The 16,789-nt window shown below is 45.0% G+C and carries 16 protein-coding genes; 9 read left to right on the forward strand and 7 right to left on the reverse strand.

Features of this window, described 5'->3' with window-relative positions; genetic code table 11:
• Positions 1 to 75 precede the first annotated feature (75 nt).
• From DXN04_RS27275 to DXN04_RS27285, 3 genes are read left to right on the forward strand one after another with little or no spacing between them, the layout of a single operon-like run.
• The gene (locus tag DXN04_RS27275; protein ID WP_233525696.1) at positions 76 to 618 is read left to right on the forward strand and encodes a D-glycero-alpha-D-manno-heptose-1,7-bisphosphate 7-phosphatase; all 543 of its coding nucleotides are present in this window, start codon (positions 76 to 78) and stop codon (positions 616 to 618) included.
• 28 nt (positions 619 to 646) lie between these two features.
• Positions 647 to 1,624, forward strand: coding sequence for a hypothetical protein (locus DXN04_RS27280; RefSeq protein ID WP_116856577.1), 978 nt, complete (start codon positions 647 to 649; stop codon positions 1,622 to 1,624).
• Positions 1,625 to 1,629: 5 nt separating this feature from the next.
• On the forward strand, positions 1,630 to 2,241 hold the full coding sequence (locus DXN04_RS27285; protein ID WP_116856578.1) for a hypothetical protein: 612 nt from the start codon (positions 1,630 to 1,632) through the stop codon (positions 2,239 to 2,241).
• Here the strand turns inward: DXN04_RS27285 and gpmA are convergent.
• The 5 genes from gpmA to DXN04_RS27310 all read right to left on the reverse strand — a co-directional run bounded on the left by gpmA (position 2,222) and on the right by DXN04_RS27310 (position 8,338).
• On the reverse strand, positions 2,222 to 2,908 hold the full coding sequence (gene gpmA / locus DXN04_RS27290; RefSeq protein WP_116856631.1) for a 2,3-diphosphoglycerate-dependent phosphoglycerate mutase: 687 nt from the start codon (positions 2,906 to 2,908) through the stop codon (positions 2,222 to 2,224). The genes DXN04_RS27285 and gpmA overlap by 20 nt on opposite strands.
• Before the next feature lie 417 nt (positions 2,909 to 3,325).
• Positions 3,326 to 4,009, reverse strand: a complete 684-nt coding sequence (locus tag DXN04_RS27295) for a DsbA family protein (RefSeq protein WP_116856579.1) — start codon at positions 4,007 to 4,009, stop codon at positions 3,326 to 3,328.
• The gene (locus DXN04_RS27300; RefSeq protein WP_116856580.1) at positions 3,981 to 4,964 is read right to left on the reverse strand and encodes a manganese catalase family protein; all 984 of its coding nucleotides are present in this window, start codon (positions 4,962 to 4,964) and stop codon (positions 3,981 to 3,983) included. Before DXN04_RS27300 ends, DXN04_RS27295 begins: the two co-directional genes overlap by 29 nt.
• Positions 4,965 to 4,980: 16 nt before the next feature.
• Positions 4,981 to 6,138: a zinc-dependent alcohol dehydrogenase gene (locus DXN04_RS27305; RefSeq protein ID WP_116856581.1), complete on the reverse strand. Its 1,158-nt coding sequence runs from the start codon at positions 6,136 to 6,138 to the stop codon at positions 4,981 to 4,983.
• A 190-nt stretch (positions 6,139 to 6,328) separates the two neighbouring features.
• Positions 6,329 to 8,338: an OmpA family protein gene (locus DXN04_RS27310; protein ID WP_116856582.1), complete on the reverse strand. Its 2,010-nt coding sequence runs from the start codon at positions 8,336 to 8,338 to the stop codon at positions 6,329 to 6,331.
• A 213-nt stretch (positions 8,339 to 8,551) separates the two neighbouring features.
• Between DXN04_RS27310 and DXN04_RS27315 the strand changes: the two genes are divergently transcribed.
• On the forward strand, positions 8,552 to 8,983 hold the full coding sequence (locus tag DXN04_RS27315; RefSeq protein WP_116856583.1) for a response regulator: 432 nt from the start codon (positions 8,552 to 8,554) through the stop codon (positions 8,981 to 8,983).
• 36 nt (positions 8,984 to 9,019) lie between these two features.
• Here DXN04_RS27315 and DXN04_RS27320 read toward each other — a convergent pair whose 3' ends face one another.
• Together DXN04_RS27320 and DXN04_RS27325 are read right to left on the reverse strand one after the other, a co-directional pair.
• Positions 9,020 to 10,435 (reverse strand): alpha-L-fucosidase, encoded by a 1,416-nt coding sequence (locus DXN04_RS27320; RefSeq protein WP_116856584.1) that lies wholly within the window; start codon positions 10,433 to 10,435, stop codon positions 9,020 to 9,022.
• A gap of 239 nt (positions 10,436 to 10,674) precedes the next feature.
• Complete coding sequence (locus DXN04_RS27325; RefSeq protein ID WP_116856585.1) at positions 10,675 to 12,186, reverse strand: S8 family serine peptidase; 1,512 nt, start codon at positions 12,184 to 12,186, stop codon at positions 10,675 to 10,677.
• Between the two features lie 183 nt (positions 12,187 to 12,369).
• On the opposite strand from DXN04_RS27325, the gene DXN04_RS27330 reads away from it, so the two are divergent.
• The 5 genes from DXN04_RS27330 (at position 12,370) to DXN04_RS27350 (ending at position 16,784) form a co-directional block, all read left to right on the forward strand.
• Entirely contained in the window at positions 12,370 to 13,266 is an 897-nt protein-coding gene (locus tag DXN04_RS27330) for a hypothetical protein (protein WP_147320077.1), read from the forward strand.
• Positions 13,267 to 13,404: 138 nt separating this feature from the next.
• Entirely contained in the window at positions 13,405 to 14,337 is a 933-nt protein-coding gene (locus DXN04_RS27335; RefSeq protein WP_116856587.1) for an EndoS/ChiA family endoglycosidase, read from the forward strand.
• A gap of 48 nt (positions 14,338 to 14,385) precedes the next feature.
• Positions 14,386 to 14,796 (forward strand): hypothetical protein, encoded by a 411-nt coding sequence (locus DXN04_RS27340; RefSeq protein ID WP_116856588.1) that lies wholly within the window; start codon positions 14,386 to 14,388, stop codon positions 14,794 to 14,796.
• Positions 14,797 to 14,816: 20 nt separating this feature from the next.
• Positions 14,817 to 15,239, forward strand: a complete 423-nt coding sequence (locus tag DXN04_RS27345; RefSeq protein WP_116856589.1) for a secondary thiamine-phosphate synthase enzyme YjbQ — start codon at positions 14,817 to 14,819, stop codon at positions 15,237 to 15,239.
• 9 nt (positions 15,240 to 15,248) lie between these two features.
• Positions 15,249 to 16,784 (forward strand): M1 family metallopeptidase, encoded by a 1,536-nt coding sequence (locus tag DXN04_RS27350; protein WP_158569172.1) that lies wholly within the window; start codon positions 15,249 to 15,251, stop codon positions 16,782 to 16,784.
• Positions 16,785 to 16,789: the final 5 nt, after the last annotated feature.

Below are 16,789 nucleotides of genomic sequence, written 5' to 3' on the forward strand. Positions count from 1 at the left end.
TCCGGGGAATGGTTTAAAAAGGAAAAAAAGAACCATTAAAAGGCCATAGGCTGGCACGATAGTATATAAACAGGCATGATTACAATTGATAATAGCTGGACATTATTCCTGGACCGCGACGGTGTCATGAACGAGGAAATTAAAGACGGGTATGTGCTGCAATGGGAGATGTTCCGTTTTTCGGAAGGAGTGCTCGCCGCAATGCCTCTATTAAATGCCCGTTTTGGCCGGATTGTGATCACTACAAACCAGCGTTGTATTGGAAGGGGGCTGCTAAGCGAAGAAGGATTAAAAGTGATCCATACCCATATGCTGAATGAAATCCGTCTACACGGGGGCAGGATCGATGCTATCTACCATTGTCCGGATGTCAACAATGACAGCCCCTGCCGTAAGCCGCAACCAGGTATGGCCATGCAGGCGCAGGCGGAATTTCCGGAGATCAATTTCAGTAAATCTATTATGGTAGGCAATACCATGGGGGATATGAAATTTGGGAAACAACTGGGAATGAAGACAGTATTTATCCCTTCTACTAAACCGGAAACACCATTTCCGAATCCAATGATCGATTTTAAGTGCGACAATTTATTGGAATTTTCAAAGATCATACAATAAATTTGTTTCATATAACGTAAATAAGGCTATGAAGAAAGTGCGCATAATTGGGTTTACCTGTCTGCTGTTTGTGGCTGCTGTTGTAAAGGGACAAAAGATCACTGCTACTGATGCAGCGACGCTGATCGCACAACAGGATTCCCTGAAATACTTATCTGACCTTATTTTACATGGCAGGAGTGAAGATGCCCGCCAGAATGCCAATGACCGTTTCATCCCAAAACTGGTGCAGGCCCTGAAGACCCCGAACTCCTTTTATTTTCCTTTTGATTCTATCAGCACTGTTTCTATTCAATATCCGCAGGATAGTACTTTTCGTATCTTTACCTGGGGATTGGAGAGTGAGAACACCTTCTTCCATCATTATGGTGCCATCCAGATGCGTACGGAGGATGGTAAACTGAAGTTGTTCCCCCTGTTTGATGCATCTGATTATATCCTGAATACAGACACGATTACTGACAATAAGAACTGGTTTGGTTGTATGTATTATAAAATCCTGCAACGCAGGTTCTTTAATACGAATTACTACACCTTGTTTGGTTGGGACGCGAATAATATGCGCAGTCAGAAGAAGCTGATAGAGATGTTGACTTTTAAAGACGGCAAGCCAGTGTTTGGTGGGCCTTTCTTTAGTTATGCTGAAGATACAATTCCAAAGCCGCTGAAGAACAGGTTTATCATGGAGTATAAGAAAGATGGTACCGTGAGTCTGAGTTATAACCAGGAGATGGATATGATCGTATATGATCACCTCATTTCTGAGACGAACCAGCCTGGAAAGCCTTCTACCTTTGTGTCCGACTTGGATTATGAAGGGTTTAAGTGGAAAGGCGGGAAGTGGGTGCATATAGAAAAAGTGTTTCATGATGCCCTGCAGTTAGGCAAGTATCCGGTAGGACAGCCCCTGGATTATAAGAAGAAGGACCTGACAAAACCGAAGACTGCAGAGGAGATCAACGAGGAGACGCTGCAGAAGCAGCAGTCGAAGAAGAAGCCGAAATAGCGCTTATGTTCGATAAAATTTCACTTGAAAAACTAAAAGAGGATGAGTCGAAGGTTGTCTTTGAAAAAGACAAATCCTACCTGGTCGCTTATCCTGAATTCCTGCAATATTTTAAAGATATTGATGTCATTACAAAGCATCATTTGGTGATTGGTATCCATTTTACTTATGGATGGATGCCAACGATCTTCAATTTCAGGAAAGACGAGAGCCAGTTTGATAATGCGGTGGCTATATTGAACAAAGTAAAGCAGGGAGTCTTGCTTACTGCAGAAGAACTAGACCTCCTAAGGGCCTGTTTTAATAACTCTTTAGTCGGCGTTTCCAAGTTATTACACTTTATCAATCCTGAAAATTACGCTATCTGGGATAGCAGGGTTTATCGCTATATAAAAGGGAAAGATGCCTGGCAATACCAGATCCATGATTATGAAGCCTATCTTGCTTATCTCCAATTTTGCAAGGGCATTATTTCCCAGCCTGCATTTCAGCCACTCCATCAATCTATGATGAAAAAAGTAGGTTATGAAATAACAGCCCTCCGCTCTCTTGAGCTTATTATGTTTAAGAATGGCACTGCCTCCAGGGCAGATAACATTATAGATAGTAATGCCTGATCCTGCTTAAATCATCATTCAATTCATACACCCAGGGAGTTCCAGTAGGGATGTCCAGCTTCGTTACTTCTTCATCACTGAGATGATCGATGTACTGAATCAATGCACGCAGGCTATTTCCATGGGCAACAATGATCACCTGCTTTTTCTGTTTTAGTGCAGGGATAATCTTATTTGTCCAGTAGGGGAGTACCCGGTCCATGGTTTCACTCAGGTTTTCCGTCACAGGCAGTTCGCTGGGCAACAGGTCCTTGTACCTGGGATCATTGCCTGGAAAGCGGGGATCAGTTTTTTCCAGAACGGGTGGGTGCTCATGTGGATCTCTTCTCCACTTATGGACCTGTTCCTCTCCATATTGCTGCACTGTTTCCGCTTTATTCAATCCCTGCAAAGCACCATAAAACCGCTCATTTAAGTGCCATGATTTCTCTTCGGGGATATACAATTGATCCATGGTTTCCAGGGCCAGGTGTAAGGTCTTAATGGCTCTTTTGAGCACGGAGGTAAAGGCGAGGTCAAAATGAAAACCGTTGTCAGCCAGTAATTTTCCCGCATGTCTGGCTTGTTCAATGCCGGTCTGGGATAAGTCGACATCTGTCCAGCCGGTGAAACGGTTTTCCAGGTTCCAAAGGCTCTCGCCGTGGCGTAGGAGTACTAATTTTTGCATGCTGAGCATGGCGCAAAAAATATGCTATATTTTAAAGGCGTTGATTTTATTGTGTTAATCCAAATTAGATTTAATGGGTAAAAGGGGCCGCAAAACGATACCAGTACTGAGCCTGGCGGTCCGTGCATTTGCCTGCTGGCACTATTTCTGAATGAATACATAAAACTAATTTTATGCTCATACCATTAATCGCTTTAGCTGTAGTTGTCGTAGGTGTTGTCATTTATATCATCTCGCAGGCAAGTAGAAAAACGCGTGATCAGGGAAACAGGTGATACACAAAAAAAAGAGGTTGTAGCAAAAGTAATTTCCGGGATTTAATCCGGATCCCTGATGGAAAGAATTTATTATATTCTAAATACCATCAGGTTACTTTTCCTACAACCTCTTGTAGCTTTCATAAAACGACCTGGTCAACTATTGAGAACTGATCACCTTCTCCACGCTCTTTGCCACCGCTTCAAAGGGTCTGTTGCCTGTAAGCAGCAGCGCTTGTCCTGATTTCCGTGAAGTCAGCAACAGCGACGGAAAACGCTCTATCCGCCTGTAGCTCACTTCCTGCAAATCTGATTTGAATGCATCTACAGTAGCTTTACAGCCCAGCTGGATGCCGAACCTTTCTGCAGAAAAGCTTTCCGGGTATTCAGTTTCAAGCGCCGCTGCAATGTCAAGCAACACCTCTTTCTTTGCTATATTTTTCCCTTTTACCATGACAGCTTCCCATAATAAATACAGGTATCTTTCTTCCATTTCGGCTGACTGCAGCGCCGCTGTTTTCACGGCCACGCAGGCAGGGTAAGAAGAGGCAGGAGGATCCCTGAACCAGATCCTGTCGTCAATAACAGCTCCCGTCATTTGCCGGGCCTGCATCCAGACGGGGCCCATTTGCAAAGGACGGGAGACGGCCTGCACAGGATCATGGTATTGCTTCCAATCTGATAACATGCCTCCCATGCAATATCGCAGGGAGATCATGTCGCCATATTCCACTTTCAATTGCCGGAGCACAGGCGCAAAAGCCCAGCTCCAGCAACAAAGCGGATCAGTATAACACACTAGTTCTAATGCAATGCTATTTTTTACTCCTACGTTTGCTTCCATTTTCTATTTCCAGATCTTTGGCTGACTGGCTCCAAACCTGTTCGCCAATTGGTACTGCCATATTAATTTCTTCGCTTCGTTGTGCACTCATGCCATGATCAATTTCATCCACACCTTTCAGTGTTCTGGCTGTGCCCTTAGGTTCTATATCTGTCAGGCCATTTGTTTTCAGTACATAACTTACCGGATCTTCAATGAACTGCCAGGTTTCGCCTAACTGTGAAGACTCGCCCTCGTTCCATGGTCCCCTGATGTCCGCACCACTACTCATATTGAAATACAAATTGCTATAGCGTGGATCGGATTGCAATACACCGGGCGGGAAGTTTGGCTGAATAGTTTCCAGGGCTGCTTCGAACATCTGGAAATGCGCCACTTCTCTTGTCATCAGGAACTTCAGCGTCTCTTTTACATATGGATCGTCTGTAAACTGCAACAGGTATTCGTAAGTAATTTTTGCCCTTGACTCTGCAGCTATATCAGAACGCAGGTCTACCGTAAGGTCGCCATTACAATCTCCATTAATGTAAGCAGCGGTCCAGGGTACACCCTGGCTATTGGTATAAGCCGGGCCACCGCCTGAAGAGGTGAGGAATTGCGGGGCTATCATAGATTTATGAATGATCTCCTCTTTGGCTTTTCTGCCATCCAGCATCTGCATGATCTCTGATTCGTCAGCGGCTTTCTTCAGGTCGCCATTCACACCTTGCAATAGCATCTGAATTGTTGCACCTACAATTTCGAGGTGGCTAAACTCTTCTGTGGCGATGTCCATCAGGAGGTCATATTTATCAGGGAATGGATTCCTTGCTGCAAAGGCCTGACCGAAATAACGGAGCGCCGCTGCCAGTTCGCCATTGGCACCACCAAACTGTTCCAGCAATAAAGTGGCAAATGCAGGATCGGGTTTGGACACCCTCGCGTTGAATTGAAGGTCTTTTACGTGGTAAAACATAAATTATAAGCTTTTATCAGGGTTTGAGAATAACTTTTACACAATCGTCTTCCTTATGCTTAAAGATGTCGTATGCATGAGAAACTTCTGCCAATGGTAATGTATGGCTTACGATGTCATGCAGCTTTACTTTGCCGGTATCTACCAGGTTTATTAAGTGATCTATATAGTTTGTAACCGGTGCCTGTCCCATCTGGATCTTAATACCCTTGTCAAAGATCCTGTGCACAGGGAAGTTATCATAAGGGCTTCCATACACGCCTACCACTGTTACTGTACCGCCGCGTCTTACTGCTTCAAAGCAGGCTTCCATTACTTTCATGGTGCCTTTTTCAAAATTGATCACAGCTTTCACTTTGTCAAAGAAAGAGCGCTCCGCCTCGGTGCCTACAGCATCGACGCATACATCTGCACCACGTCCCCCGGTTAATTCCCGGATTACTTCTACAGCATTTACTTCGTGGGGATTAATAGTTTCAACATTGTTCACTGCCCTTGCTTTTTCTAATCTGTAATTGAGAGGATCAATGGCAATCACCCTGCCTGCACCCTGTAGCCAGGCTGCTTTTTGTGCCATCAGGCCTACAGGTCCTGAGCCAAAGATGGCCACTGTTTCACCCCCTTTCAGATGTGCCCAGTCGATTGCCGCCCAGCCGGTAGGAAAGATATCTGTGAGGAATAAGACCTGCTCATCGACAAGTGCATCTGATACTTTGCGTGGACTTACATCCGCATAAGGCACACGAACATATTCTGCCTGTCCGCCACTATACCCCCCATACAGGTCTGTATAGCCGAAGAGTGCGCCTCCTTTGCCTTTCAGCATATCGCCTTCAGGACCGTAATATTCAGGATTGGAATGCTCGCAGGCTGTAGGCAGTTGATGCTGACAAAAATAGCATTGTCCGCAGGCGATGGGGAAGGGCACAACAATTCTGTCTCCTGCTTTGAATTTGGTAACACCACGACCTGTCTCTTCCACGATGCCCATGAATTCATGTCCCATTATCAGGTCTTTGCCTTGTGGAAAGAAACCATCGTATATATGTAAATCAGAGCCACAAATGGCTGTGGAGGTTACTTTCAGAATGAGGTCTGTCTCTTTCTCTATAATCGGGTCTGCTACTGAATCAAAAGAAATCTTACCCGGATGGTGAAAAACGGCTGCTTTCATATTGTTCTTTTAATGAAGAACAATGCACAAAGACGGGGCCATGCCATTTTCAGGGAGATAACACCGATGAGTGCGCAGGACAATGTTTCTAACTATACACACAACAGGAAAATAAAAGGGAAGCCATGTATAATAAAAAAGCGGCTCAATGAAATTCATTGAACCGCTTATTAGTAAACATCAATCCTTTTTACCTGTCAAACACTTCAAATTCAGTCCTTCTATTGGCCTGATGTTCTTGTTCCGAACAATGCACACCGTTTGCACAACGGTTAATTAATCTCGTTTCGCCATATCCGGTAGCTGTCATACGCTCTTTGGCGATGCCCTGTGATATGAAATATTGTAATACTGACGCAGCTCTTCTCTGCGATAATTTCATGTTATAATTGTCGTCTGAGCGGCTATCTGTATGGAATCCCATCGCTAATTTCCAGGATGGATTTTCTTTCATCAGTGCTATGAGCTTATTCAGCTCTTTCGCCGCATCAGGTCTTACAGTTGATTTTCCCAGGTCGAAGTATACGTTTGCCGGGTTGAATCGGTTACCCAAGTCTATCTTATGGCCTGTCACATTTGCTTTCGCTATGATCAAAGGTTTCTTTTCAGGTGCTGCTACCTGTTTTATTTCAATTTTTTGTAACCACACATCCTGGTGTAATACCTGCGATTCTGTCAATCCATTGGTAGTGACTACAGCATTCTCAGCAGGATTGTAGGTCACTCTTGTGGCATTCAATCCATAATCAGACAAACTATCAAGTACGAATCTGTAATTACCGGCATCGTCTGTTTCTGCTGTCAGCACCTTGCCTGTAGCTTTGTTTGCCAGTGTTACCGTTGCATTGTTTAATGGCGCTTTCGTTACTTTGTCAAATGCTTTTCCTTCCAGGCTGAACACGAGGATCTTCCAGGGGGTAAAGCGGTAGATGTCGTCGTTACCATATCCGCCAGGTCTGTTGGAAGAGAAATATAAGGTCTTGCCCGTATTATAAGCCGGACTAAAATCATCCTGTGCACTGTTGACCGGTGCTCCCATATTTACAGGAAACCATTTGCCTTCCTGCTGCTTTGCAGAAAAAATATCTAAACCACCAATGCCGGGTCTGCCATCAGTAGCGAAGTAAAATACACCTGTGCTATCCATGAACGGGGTGCGCTCACTACCTGCTGTATTGATGGATGGGCCCATGTTTACAGGTGTTTCCCATTTACCGTCCGTTCCCCTGGTGCAATAATAAATATCAGTGCCACCTAAACCACGAGTGCCATAATCGGCTACGAAATAGAGCGTACGTCCGTCAGCACTGATGAAGGGATCTCCTACACTGTAATCAAAGATCTCATTGTATTGAAAGCTGTCTGTTTCCCAGTTACCGTTTGTATTGTTCCATTTAGATGCTTTCAGTTCTACGTTCAGGGTATATAACTGCTCTGCAAAACGGCCTTTCTTTTTTACCAGGTTTGTCACCGCATAATACATGGTATTTCCATCAGCCGTATACGTTGCTTTGGCACTATGGTAGTCACCGTTTACATTGCGGGAGAGCAGGCGGGTGCTGCTGCTGTCAAAACCATCGCTTTCATACAGGTGAAGATAACTACGGCCGGTAAAGCCATATTTCTTTCTGCTGATATTCGAATTGTTAAAGAGCTTGTCGTGACGCAGGGAATCATAAGGACGATCCGATGCAAATACAAACCTGCCATTTCTAAAACCTGTACCCCAGTCCGCCCATTGCGTATTCATGGCTTTCAGGTTTTCCAAATCCCCTTTTACCGGTTTAGCATTCCACTTCATAGCGCTATCACAACCTTGTTTCATGCTGATCGCCAGCGGATCATTCGGCTGCTTTCCCAGGTAACCATCTAGTGCTTCTTTGGCATCTGTATATTTAGCATTATTGATCAGCACTTTTGCATAGTGCAGTTCATCGTTGGCAGTATGCTCAGGAAGTACAACGAGTTTGCGATACCATGTTTCGGCTTCCGCATATTCGTTCAATAATTGATAACTGTCAGCTACTCCTCGGATGGCGCGAACGGTTACTTTTTTACTGAAAGCCTTTTTGTACAAAGGAATGGCAGCAGTATAATTATACAAGGATGCCTGTTTATCTGCTTCTTTTAAAACATATTGTGCATTCGAAAGGGTGGCAGAGAGCAGCATGATGCTGAACAGCGCAATCTTTTTATCCATATACAGGGAGAACGGTTAAAAAATGGATCCCATCGGATCGGTTTCACATAGGTCAAAAAACGCTAACCTTTCAATCTCATATCGCAATGCAAAATTACCTTCAGACTGATCTTCGTCACATAGTAGAAATTCTATATGCTTGTAGTATAAGTACTACAAATGCGAAAATTCTAATATTCTAGTTTTGTGGAATGTAATCATATTTCTTTATTGATGAAAACTATTTTGATAGCCATAGACCCATCTATATTCAGGTATGGACTTACCCAGATCATAGCTACAATGCCCCAGCCCACAGACATTGAAACTGCCGATACCTGCGAGGCTGCGCTTGCCCTTTTGGACAGCCGGTGTTTTGATTTATTAATTACTGATTTGCACCCGGAGATTCTACGCCCGGTGAAAGAGAAATGTCCTGACATAAAGGTCATGATCTATACTTCTGCAGATGAGAAGACGTTTGCAATTGACAATCTGCTGGCGGGTGCCGATGGCTACCTGAGTAAGAGTGCGAAGAAGGAGGAGATGGAGTACGCGGTGAAGACGGTGCTGAACGGGGAGAAGTATATGAGTGGGGCGGTACGGCAGGAGATGCTGAACCAGCTTTGCTTAAAAAGGAGAGCCGGCCACAAAAGAGCATATTGAAATATGCTTTTGTGACCGGCTCCTCAAGTATTGTTACTAAGCTTCTACTTTGAACGTAGCGGCGTATTTCAGACCGCTTTGTTGTTGTAAGTTCTTAGGTATTTTGATCTCCAGTTTACCATTGTTGAGTTTCCAGCTCAGTTTCGCTTTGGTACCCAGCAGTGTTACACGTTTAATCTTTGCAGGCTTTTCGATAGCAAAAGCCACTGTTTCAGGCAGTTTCACTGCATCGCTGTCGGATGTAAAGAATGCGTAGGTAGCAGAGCTGTCTTTCCTTTGTGTATAGAATACATTGTTGTCGGAGTAGGGAGCTACCGGACGGGAAGCATGAATTCCTTCACCGTTGATTTTCATCCATGCACCGATATCTGCCAGTCTTTCGTAGGCCTGTGGTGTCCAGTCACCTTTTGCGCTCGGGCCGATGTTCAGCAGGAAGTTACCACCTCTTGACACGATCTTTACCAGCAGGGTAACCAGTTTCAGGGAAGACTTCATCTGGTCGGTGTGGGTATAGGTCCAGCTGTCACCCATAGACATACAGGTTTCCCATGGATAAGGGAGTGGCTTTTCAGGCAGCGTTTGTTCCGGCGTAGCATAGTTTTCGAATTCACCGGGTACTTCTCTGTCTACTACGATCAGGCCTGGTTGATTTTTACGACCCATTGCAGCAATCTTAGGCATATCGATCTCCTGTTTGCCGCCTGGCCTTACCCAGCCACCATCCAGCCAGAGGATGTCGATAGTACCGTAGTTGGTCATCAGTTCTTCGATCTGGCGGTAGGTATATTCTTTAAATGCAGCCCATTTTTCAGGATACATTTTGATATTGTAGTTGGTGTTACGCCCCATCACCGGGTAGTATTTCCACCAGAAATCCTGGCTATGCCAGTCTGGTTTGGAAAAATAGGCACCGATCATGAAACTGTCCTTACGGAAAGTGTCAAAGATTTCCCTGGCGATGTTTGCTTTAGGATTTTTGGAGAAAGGTACGTTTGGAGCAGTGATTTTGTAGTCCGTTTGCTTGGTATCGAACATACAGAAACCATCGTGGTGTTTGGTTGTAAATACCACGTAGTTCATACCCGCATTTTTAGCGGCTTTAGCCCATTTTTCAGGGTTGAAGTCTACGGGATTGAATTCATTGGGTAGTTTCTCATAGGCTTCGCGATATACGTTGTAATCAGCGGAGTAAGGGCCTTTTCTTACCACCCAGTCATCAGGGCAAATGCTCCAGCTTTCTACTTCTTCCCATAGGGTATAGGGGCCCCAGTGCATAAATAAGCCAAAGCGTTGATCCTGCCACTTATCCAGTTTTTTGATCACGAGTGGATCGGTAGGAGCTACATACTCCTTGGACATGTGGTGCAGACCATCAGTTTCCTGGGCTGTTGCTTGTTTTACTGTCAGCATAGCTGCAAATAAAACGGAGCAAGCAACGATTGTTTTCTTCATGTATTCGACCTGTTTTAATTTCAGCCTGTAAGATGCGGAATATTGGTGGATTGAATGCGCATATTTTACCTGATATTGATAGTAAAAGAAAAAAGGGGATGGAATAGAATTGAAATAGGGAGCATGGGGCTGATATTTAAGGCTCCATGTTGCTGTGGGGGAACCTGCATAGAAAAAGGCTGCTCAATGGGTTTGAGACAGCCTTTTCCATTTGTTGGTATGTATGTAAGGGGTTAGTCTTAGCGAACGGCTTTGGCGGCATTTACCTCCCCGTCGCCGAAGTATTTATCCTTGCCTGGGGTACCATAGTCGGTGGAAGAGGCCTTGAGAATAAGGTCTACCAGCAATGGATTGGCGAAAGGATATTTGTTGTAGATCAGCGCAGCCACTGCCGCAGCATGTGGTGATGCCATACTGGTGCCAGCTGACCAGCCATAATAGTAAGTAGCGGACGCTTCATCCCAGAAACCGATATTGAATACAAAATCAAATAAATATTCATAGTTGATGATACCGCCTACGCTCACAACAGTGGTGTTTGGAGGCAGGGTGTAGTTACCACCTGGAGCAGCGTAGTGGATGAAATTCTTACCGTAATTGGTAAAGATGGAAGGTAGGTACAGGGAAGTATCCTGGTTGATACCCCATCCCAGCGGACCGGTTGAGGAGATGGCAATTACACCTAATGCCGCGGCAGGGTAGGTGATAAAGCGTTTTTCTGAATCATAGTTGTAACCATCGTTACCGGCGGCGGCAATCACGGTCGTACCATTCAGGTTAGCGTAGAGTGTAGCCCTGTTGATAGCGGTGATCAGTTCTTTTACGTCGCGGTCATATTCCACTACGTAGTCATCAGAAGGATCATCGGGAGTGCCGTTGTCATCGGTGAAGGTCTTGAGGGGCAACTCACCACCAAGGCTCATGTTGATTACCTTGGCACCGTGGTTGGTCGCATAGAAGATACCGTCTATGATGCTGCTGAAGGCACCGGAACCGGCATCGGACAATACTTTTACCAGGATCAGTTTAGCTTCGGGAGCCACACCGGCTACCCCATTGGAATCCTTGATAGCGGCGATGGTACCGGCTACGTGGCTACCGTGGCTGAAGCCTTCTTTGCCATGGTATTGTACTTCTTCACCTTCCACAAAACTGTGGGTGAGAATAATGTTAGGTTTGATTTCGGGGTTGTTCAGCAGGAAACCGCCATCGAGTACGGCTACTTTTACACCACCGCCTTTGTAACCTTTGGCCCATGCTTCGGGTGCATGAACAGCCTGCAGACCCCATTGCAGAAAGCTGTACCTGTCAGTCAGGGCAGCGCTGGAACTGGTTTTTGCGTAATCATGGGTAGTGCCACTGGTGATGGCGGTACTGCCATAGGGAATAGAAGAACGGAAAGTGCGCTCCGGCAACCGCCAGTTCTGCACGATGTCTACAGATACAGATTGTACGCCGGCTACTTTTCTGGCCTTTTCGGGGAAGGTCGGATCAGGCGTTTGTACACGGATCAGCCCCAATTCCTTATTGGCCTCTTTGAATACAAACTTCTTAACACCCAGGCTGGAGATAGCCTCAGAAATAGCTTGCTGGTCGACGTTTTGCTCAGTAAGAATGATGAATCCCCTGTCTTGTTTTGGGGTCTTTACCAGCCCTTGGGCCAGTTTAACTTCCTGTGCGTCTTTTGAACAGGAGGCTAGTAACAATAACATTAGAACGGGGAATGAAAGGGGCAATAGATTTTTCTTCATGTGGTTTTGGTTTAACAATTATTGAATTTTGGTCTTGGTTGAATAGTCAGGGTCTTCAAAAAACACTTTAGCGCTAATAGGTGGTATTTTATGCTACGGCTTTCAAGGGTATAGTGAATGTACTTAAATACTTTGACATATCAATATAATTTATTTGTACTTTACATGGCTAAATTAAGTCAAGTGAAATCATTCGTTAGTTTACTCCTTTGCCTCTTATATCTGCATTCAAACGCACAGCAGGCAAAAGATCCCGCCACTTTAGTTCAGGAATGGAATACCGCAAACAACAAGCAGGACATCGGCACCCTTATCCTGTTTTACGACAATGAAGTATTATTCTATGGTACCCAACTTAAAAAGCAGGATTGTATTGCCGGCAAACTTTCCGTCTTTAAAAAATACCCGACCCTGAACCAGCAGATAGCCGGCCAGGTAAAATCCACAACACTGGAAAACGGGGATGTGAAATGTAGTTTCGATAAGGTCGTTACTACTAATGGTGCAACCAAAACCTATGCATCTTATCTTGTATTTCGTAAGGTCAACAATGCGTGGAAGATTGTTGTGGAAAGTGACCTGACTACAGATGCCAACGTGGAGAAAAGAATAATGAAAGCGAAAGGTGCCGTACTTTGTGATGTGGATGGGGACGGTGTGAAAGAATACGCCTGGTTAACACCTGCACCTATCGATACGACCCGGGAAATGACTTGCCTGGATGATAGTTGTACATCCGTAATTCATTTTTCCAACAAGGCTATTCCCGAGCTGAAAATTCCGAATTGTCTGGACGCGGCGATAGATATTTTGGGCGACCTGAATAATGACGGGAAAGATGAGATTGGTATTAATCCCGGGTGGTGGACCAGCTGCTGGAGTGGTTATCATGTATTTACCCTGAAGAAGGGGAAGTGGATCCTTGCAGTACCTGTTATTTCTACCCATTGTAACCAGTGGGAAGAAGGCGTGAAGGTGATTCAGAAAGACCCAAAGAAACCGGGCTATGTGATCATTCATTATAGTGAACTGAATGACGATGATATTGTGACCAAAACAAAGTCAATTCCCATTCAGTAAATTTTCAGGAGGCTTCGCATAAATATTTTGCGCTTTGCGTTCTCATTGATACAATTTCTTTTTCCAAAGCATAAGAGCTAATACCGGCATAAAGCCGGTGTTAGCTTTTTTCATTTATTCAAAAAAAGGTACTGTTTCATGACACGCAATCTTCCACGACTCTTGTTCTTATTTTTTATTTTCCTCGCGTACTGTACAAAAGAGCATACAGGCACAACCACGCCTCCCGGCACCGATACGCCGGCACTGCTCACCCAGAGACCCCTCATGGTAGAATACTGGGGTGGTTGCTGTTATGACCGCAATGATGTAGGCCCTTTGGAGGCTATTCCTGATAGCGTGGATGTAGTGAACATCTTTACCCTGGGCATTGCTAAAACGACTGATGGTAGCTGGGAGTTTGAGCACAGAGGGGTATCGGGCTACAATGACTGGAATGATGTGTTGACGAAGGCGCATGCATTGCAAAAGAGAGGCATCAGGATTGTATGTACCTCCTTTTCCGGCAACATGGTAAATTTATCCGGTGCCGAAGCCGCAAAGATGGCTGGTATTGTAAAAGATTCACTGGATAAGTGGCAGCTGGATGGTGTAGACCTGGATCTGGAATATAGTGGTGCTACGACAAAAAATATTGATAGTGCCGTGATTGCTTTGGGCAAATACCTGGGGCCGGATTCAAAGACAGGCAGGATATTATCAGTAGTAGATTACAATAATTACAACATCAACCAGATCAGGCGTACCAATAAGTACATAGATTACGTAATGACAATGTCTTACTGGAATACAGCCAAACAGGTATTGAACATTGTGAAATCATATGGTGCGGCGATCGGCGATACAAAAAATGTGCTGATTGGCGTAGGACAGGGATGTGCGATCAATGCAGGACAGGCAACGCCGGCAGGAGAGGAGCGTAAGATTGCAGATACTCTGAGAACGGCATCCCCAGGTACAGGTATGATGGAGTTTGTGTTTGGTTGCAGTTATCATCATACTGATGCAAACGGGAATATTACAAAGGATATTTCTTATACACAGAACATCATCAGGCACCTAAAGAAATAAGGTTTTTCAATCGCTTTTGCCTAAATTTAGGCAAAAGCGATACCTATAATGAAACTGTACTTACTGCTATTTTCCACGTTATTGTTTGCCTGTCAACCGCAAGCCACTACCCGTATTAACGGCACCTGGAGACTTCTTTCCCAGACCTCAATTGCCAAGGGTGATACCACTGTTACAGATTATACTAAGGATCAGGAGATGATTAAGATCATTAACGACACGCATTTTGCATTCCTGAAACACGGAAGTGCTTTTGATGCTGGCGGAGGCCGCTATACCCTGGCAGGGGATCAATATACCGAGCACCTGGACTATTACAATAATAAAGACTGGGAGGGAGGTGTTTTTAAATTTACCCTTACAATCCACGGCGATACCCTTATCCAGAAAGGGATTGAAAAGGTGGAAGGCACCGGGGTAGACCATGAAATCATAGAAAGGTATATTAAAGTAAAGTAGTAAAGACTTAATTTCGGTGCATGAAAATATACCAGGCATCGATACAACTACGCGCCAGAGCCCGTGGATTTCACCTTATTACAGCCGAAGTATTGCAGGGTATTCCTCAGTTGAGGGATATCAGGACCGGTATGTGCCAGGTATTCATTCAGCATACCTCCGCATCGCTGACGATCAATGAAAATGCTGATCCTACAGTAAGAATAGACTTCGAGACTTATTTTAATAAAGCCGTTCCCGAAAATGATCCTGACTACGAGCACAATGATGAGGGACCGGACGATATGCCTGCGCACCTGAAAGCGGCGATGCTGGGAAGTTCGGTGATGATACCGGTATCCAACGGCCGGTTTGCATTAGGTACCTGGCAGGGGATTTATCTTTGTGAACACCGCAACTATGGTGGAGCAAGGAGCCTGGTGGTTACAGTCTGGGGAGAATAATCAATGACTATGAAGAAAGTATTTATCATAACATTGTGTGCACTCTGGGGCACCGTAGTAGCCGCGCAGCAGGTAGATGTACTGCATTATGGCATCGACCTGACCATTAATGATGCAACGAACCAGATAGCGGGAAAGGTAACCCTGAATCTGCAATACCTGCAGCAAACGGGGAAGTTGAAAATTGACCTGGCAGGAATGAAGGTGAGTGAGGTGCTTTCCAAAGGCAGGCAGATTGGTTTCGAACAGGATGCAAATGCCTTGTACCTCAAGGTCCATGCGAGAGCTGGCGATAAGGCAGCATATACCGTAGTGTACGCAGGCACGCCAAAGGATGGCCTGATCATTTCTAAAAATAAATACGGAGACAGAACTTTCTTTACTGACCATTGGCCTGACAGGGCGCATCAATGGCTGCCCTGTATAGATCATCCTTCTGATAAAGCGACAGTAACATTTACGATTAATGCTCCTGAGCATTATACAGTAGTAGCGAATGGCGTGAAGGTTTCAGAAGAGCGGCTGCCCGCTGGCATAAAAAAAACTGTATATGACGAGAAGGTTCCGCTGCCTATAAAAGTGATGGCAGTGGCAGCCGCTGATTTTACAGTGACACATTCCGGTGATGTGGGCAGGATACCCGTGTATAGCTACGTATTCAGGGAAGATGCCAGTCACCAGGGCTATGCCAGAGCTACGCAAATACTCCCTTATTTCATTCAGCAGGTAGGTCCTTTCCAGTTTGAAAAGCTGGCTAATATTCAGTCAAAAACTATCTTCGGTGGGATGGAGAATGCCGGTGCTATCTTTTATGCAGAGAATTCCCTGGACTTTGAAAGACTGGAGTCTTTACTGGCACATGAAATTGCACACCAGTGGTTTGGAGATGCTGTGACGGAGACTGACTGGCGGCACCTATGGCTGAGTGAAGGATTTGCTACCTATATGACACTGCTGTACATGGAGCATACATATGGTACTGATACCCTGAAAGCATCTTTGAAAGAGGACCGGGAGAAGGTCATCGGATTCGCGAAAAAGAGAAAGACACCCGTGGTAGATACGACCGTACATAGTAATTATATGCAGTTGCTGAATGCAAATAGTTATCAGAGAGGTGGCTGGGTATTGCATATGTTAAGAAGGAAGATTGGGGATGAGCAGTTCTGGGCGGGAATCAGGCAGTATTTCAAAGATTATAACGGACGTAATGCGAGTACCGATGATTTCAGGAAAGAAATGGAAAAGGCGAGTGGACAGGACCTGAAGGGATTCTTTACACAATGGCTATATACAGCGGCAATACCGGAATTGCAGATGAACCTGAGTTACAATGAAGCTACCCATACGGTGAAGATGGAGGTGATACAGCAACAGTCTCCACTATTTGAATTCCCACTGGAGTATACGCTGGATAAGACAAAGCCCCTGCAGCAGGTGATGATAAAAGAAAGGGTCACTACCATTATGATACCAGCAGAAACAAAGCCTGCCGGTATTTGGTTGGACCCGGATACTAATTTGCTGGCGGATATAGCGAAGTAGTGCAC

The sequence above is a fragment of the Chitinophaga silvisoli genome (assembly GCF_003412465.1).
Classification (GTDB): Bacteria; Bacteroidota; Bacteroidia; order Chitinophagales; family Chitinophagaceae; genus Chitinophaga; species Chitinophaga silvisoli.

Bases quoted from the DNA above. Each gene is read 5' to 3' on its own strand.
- DXN04_RS27305 (WP_116856581.1), bottom strand. From the start codon at position 6,138: ATGAAAGCAGCCGTTTTTCACCATCCGGGTAAGATTTCTTTTGATTCA.
- DXN04_RS27340 (WP_116856588.1), top strand. From the start codon at position 14,386: ATGAAACTGTACTTACTGCTATTTTCCACGTTATTGTTTGCCTGTCAA.
- DXN04_RS27280 (WP_116856577.1), top strand. From the start codon at position 647: ATGAAGAAAGTGCGCATAATTGGGTTTACCTGTCTGCTGTTTGTGGCT.
- DXN04_RS27310 (WP_116856582.1), bottom strand. From the start codon at position 8,338: ATGGATAAAAAGATTGCGCTGTTCAGCATCATGCTGCTCTCTGCCACC.
- DXN04_RS27295 (WP_116856579.1), bottom strand. From the start codon at position 4,009: ATGGAAGCAAACGTAGGAGTAAAAAATAGCATTGCATTAGAACTAGTG.
- gpmA (WP_116856631.1), bottom strand. From the start codon at position 2,908: ATGCAAAAATTAGTACTCCTACGCCACGGCGAGAGCCTTTGGAACCTG.
- DXN04_RS27345 (WP_116856589.1), top strand. From the start codon at position 14,817: ATGAAAATATACCAGGCATCGATACAACTACGCGCCAGAGCCCGTGGA.
- DXN04_RS27335 (WP_116856587.1), top strand. From the start codon at position 13,405: ATGACACGCAATCTTCCACGACTCTTGTTCTTATTTTTTATTTTCCTC.
- DXN04_RS27285 (WP_116856578.1), top strand. From the start codon at position 1,630: ATGTTCGATAAAATTTCACTTGAAAAACTAAAAGAGGATGAGTCGAAG.
- DXN04_RS27320 (WP_116856584.1), bottom strand. From the start codon at position 10,435: ATGAAGAAAACAATCGTTGCTTGCTCCGTTTTATTTGCAGCTATGCTG.
- DXN04_RS27315 (WP_116856583.1), top strand. From the start codon at position 8,552: ATGAAAACTATTTTGATAGCCATAGACCCATCTATATTCAGGTATGGA.
- DXN04_RS27300 (WP_116856580.1), bottom strand. From the start codon at position 4,964: ATGTTTTACCACGTAAAAGACCTTCAATTCAACGCGAGGGTGTCCAAA.
- DXN04_RS27350 (WP_158569172.1), top strand. From the start codon at position 15,249: ATGAAGAAAGTATTTATCATAACATTGTGTGCACTCTGGGGCACCGTA.
- DXN04_RS27325 (WP_116856585.1), bottom strand. From the start codon at position 12,186: ATGAAGAAAAATCTATTGCCCCTTTCATTCCCCGTTCTAATGTTATTG.
- DXN04_RS27275 (WP_233525696.1), top strand. From the start codon at position 76: ATGATTACAATTGATAATAGCTGGACATTATTCCTGGACCGCGACGGT.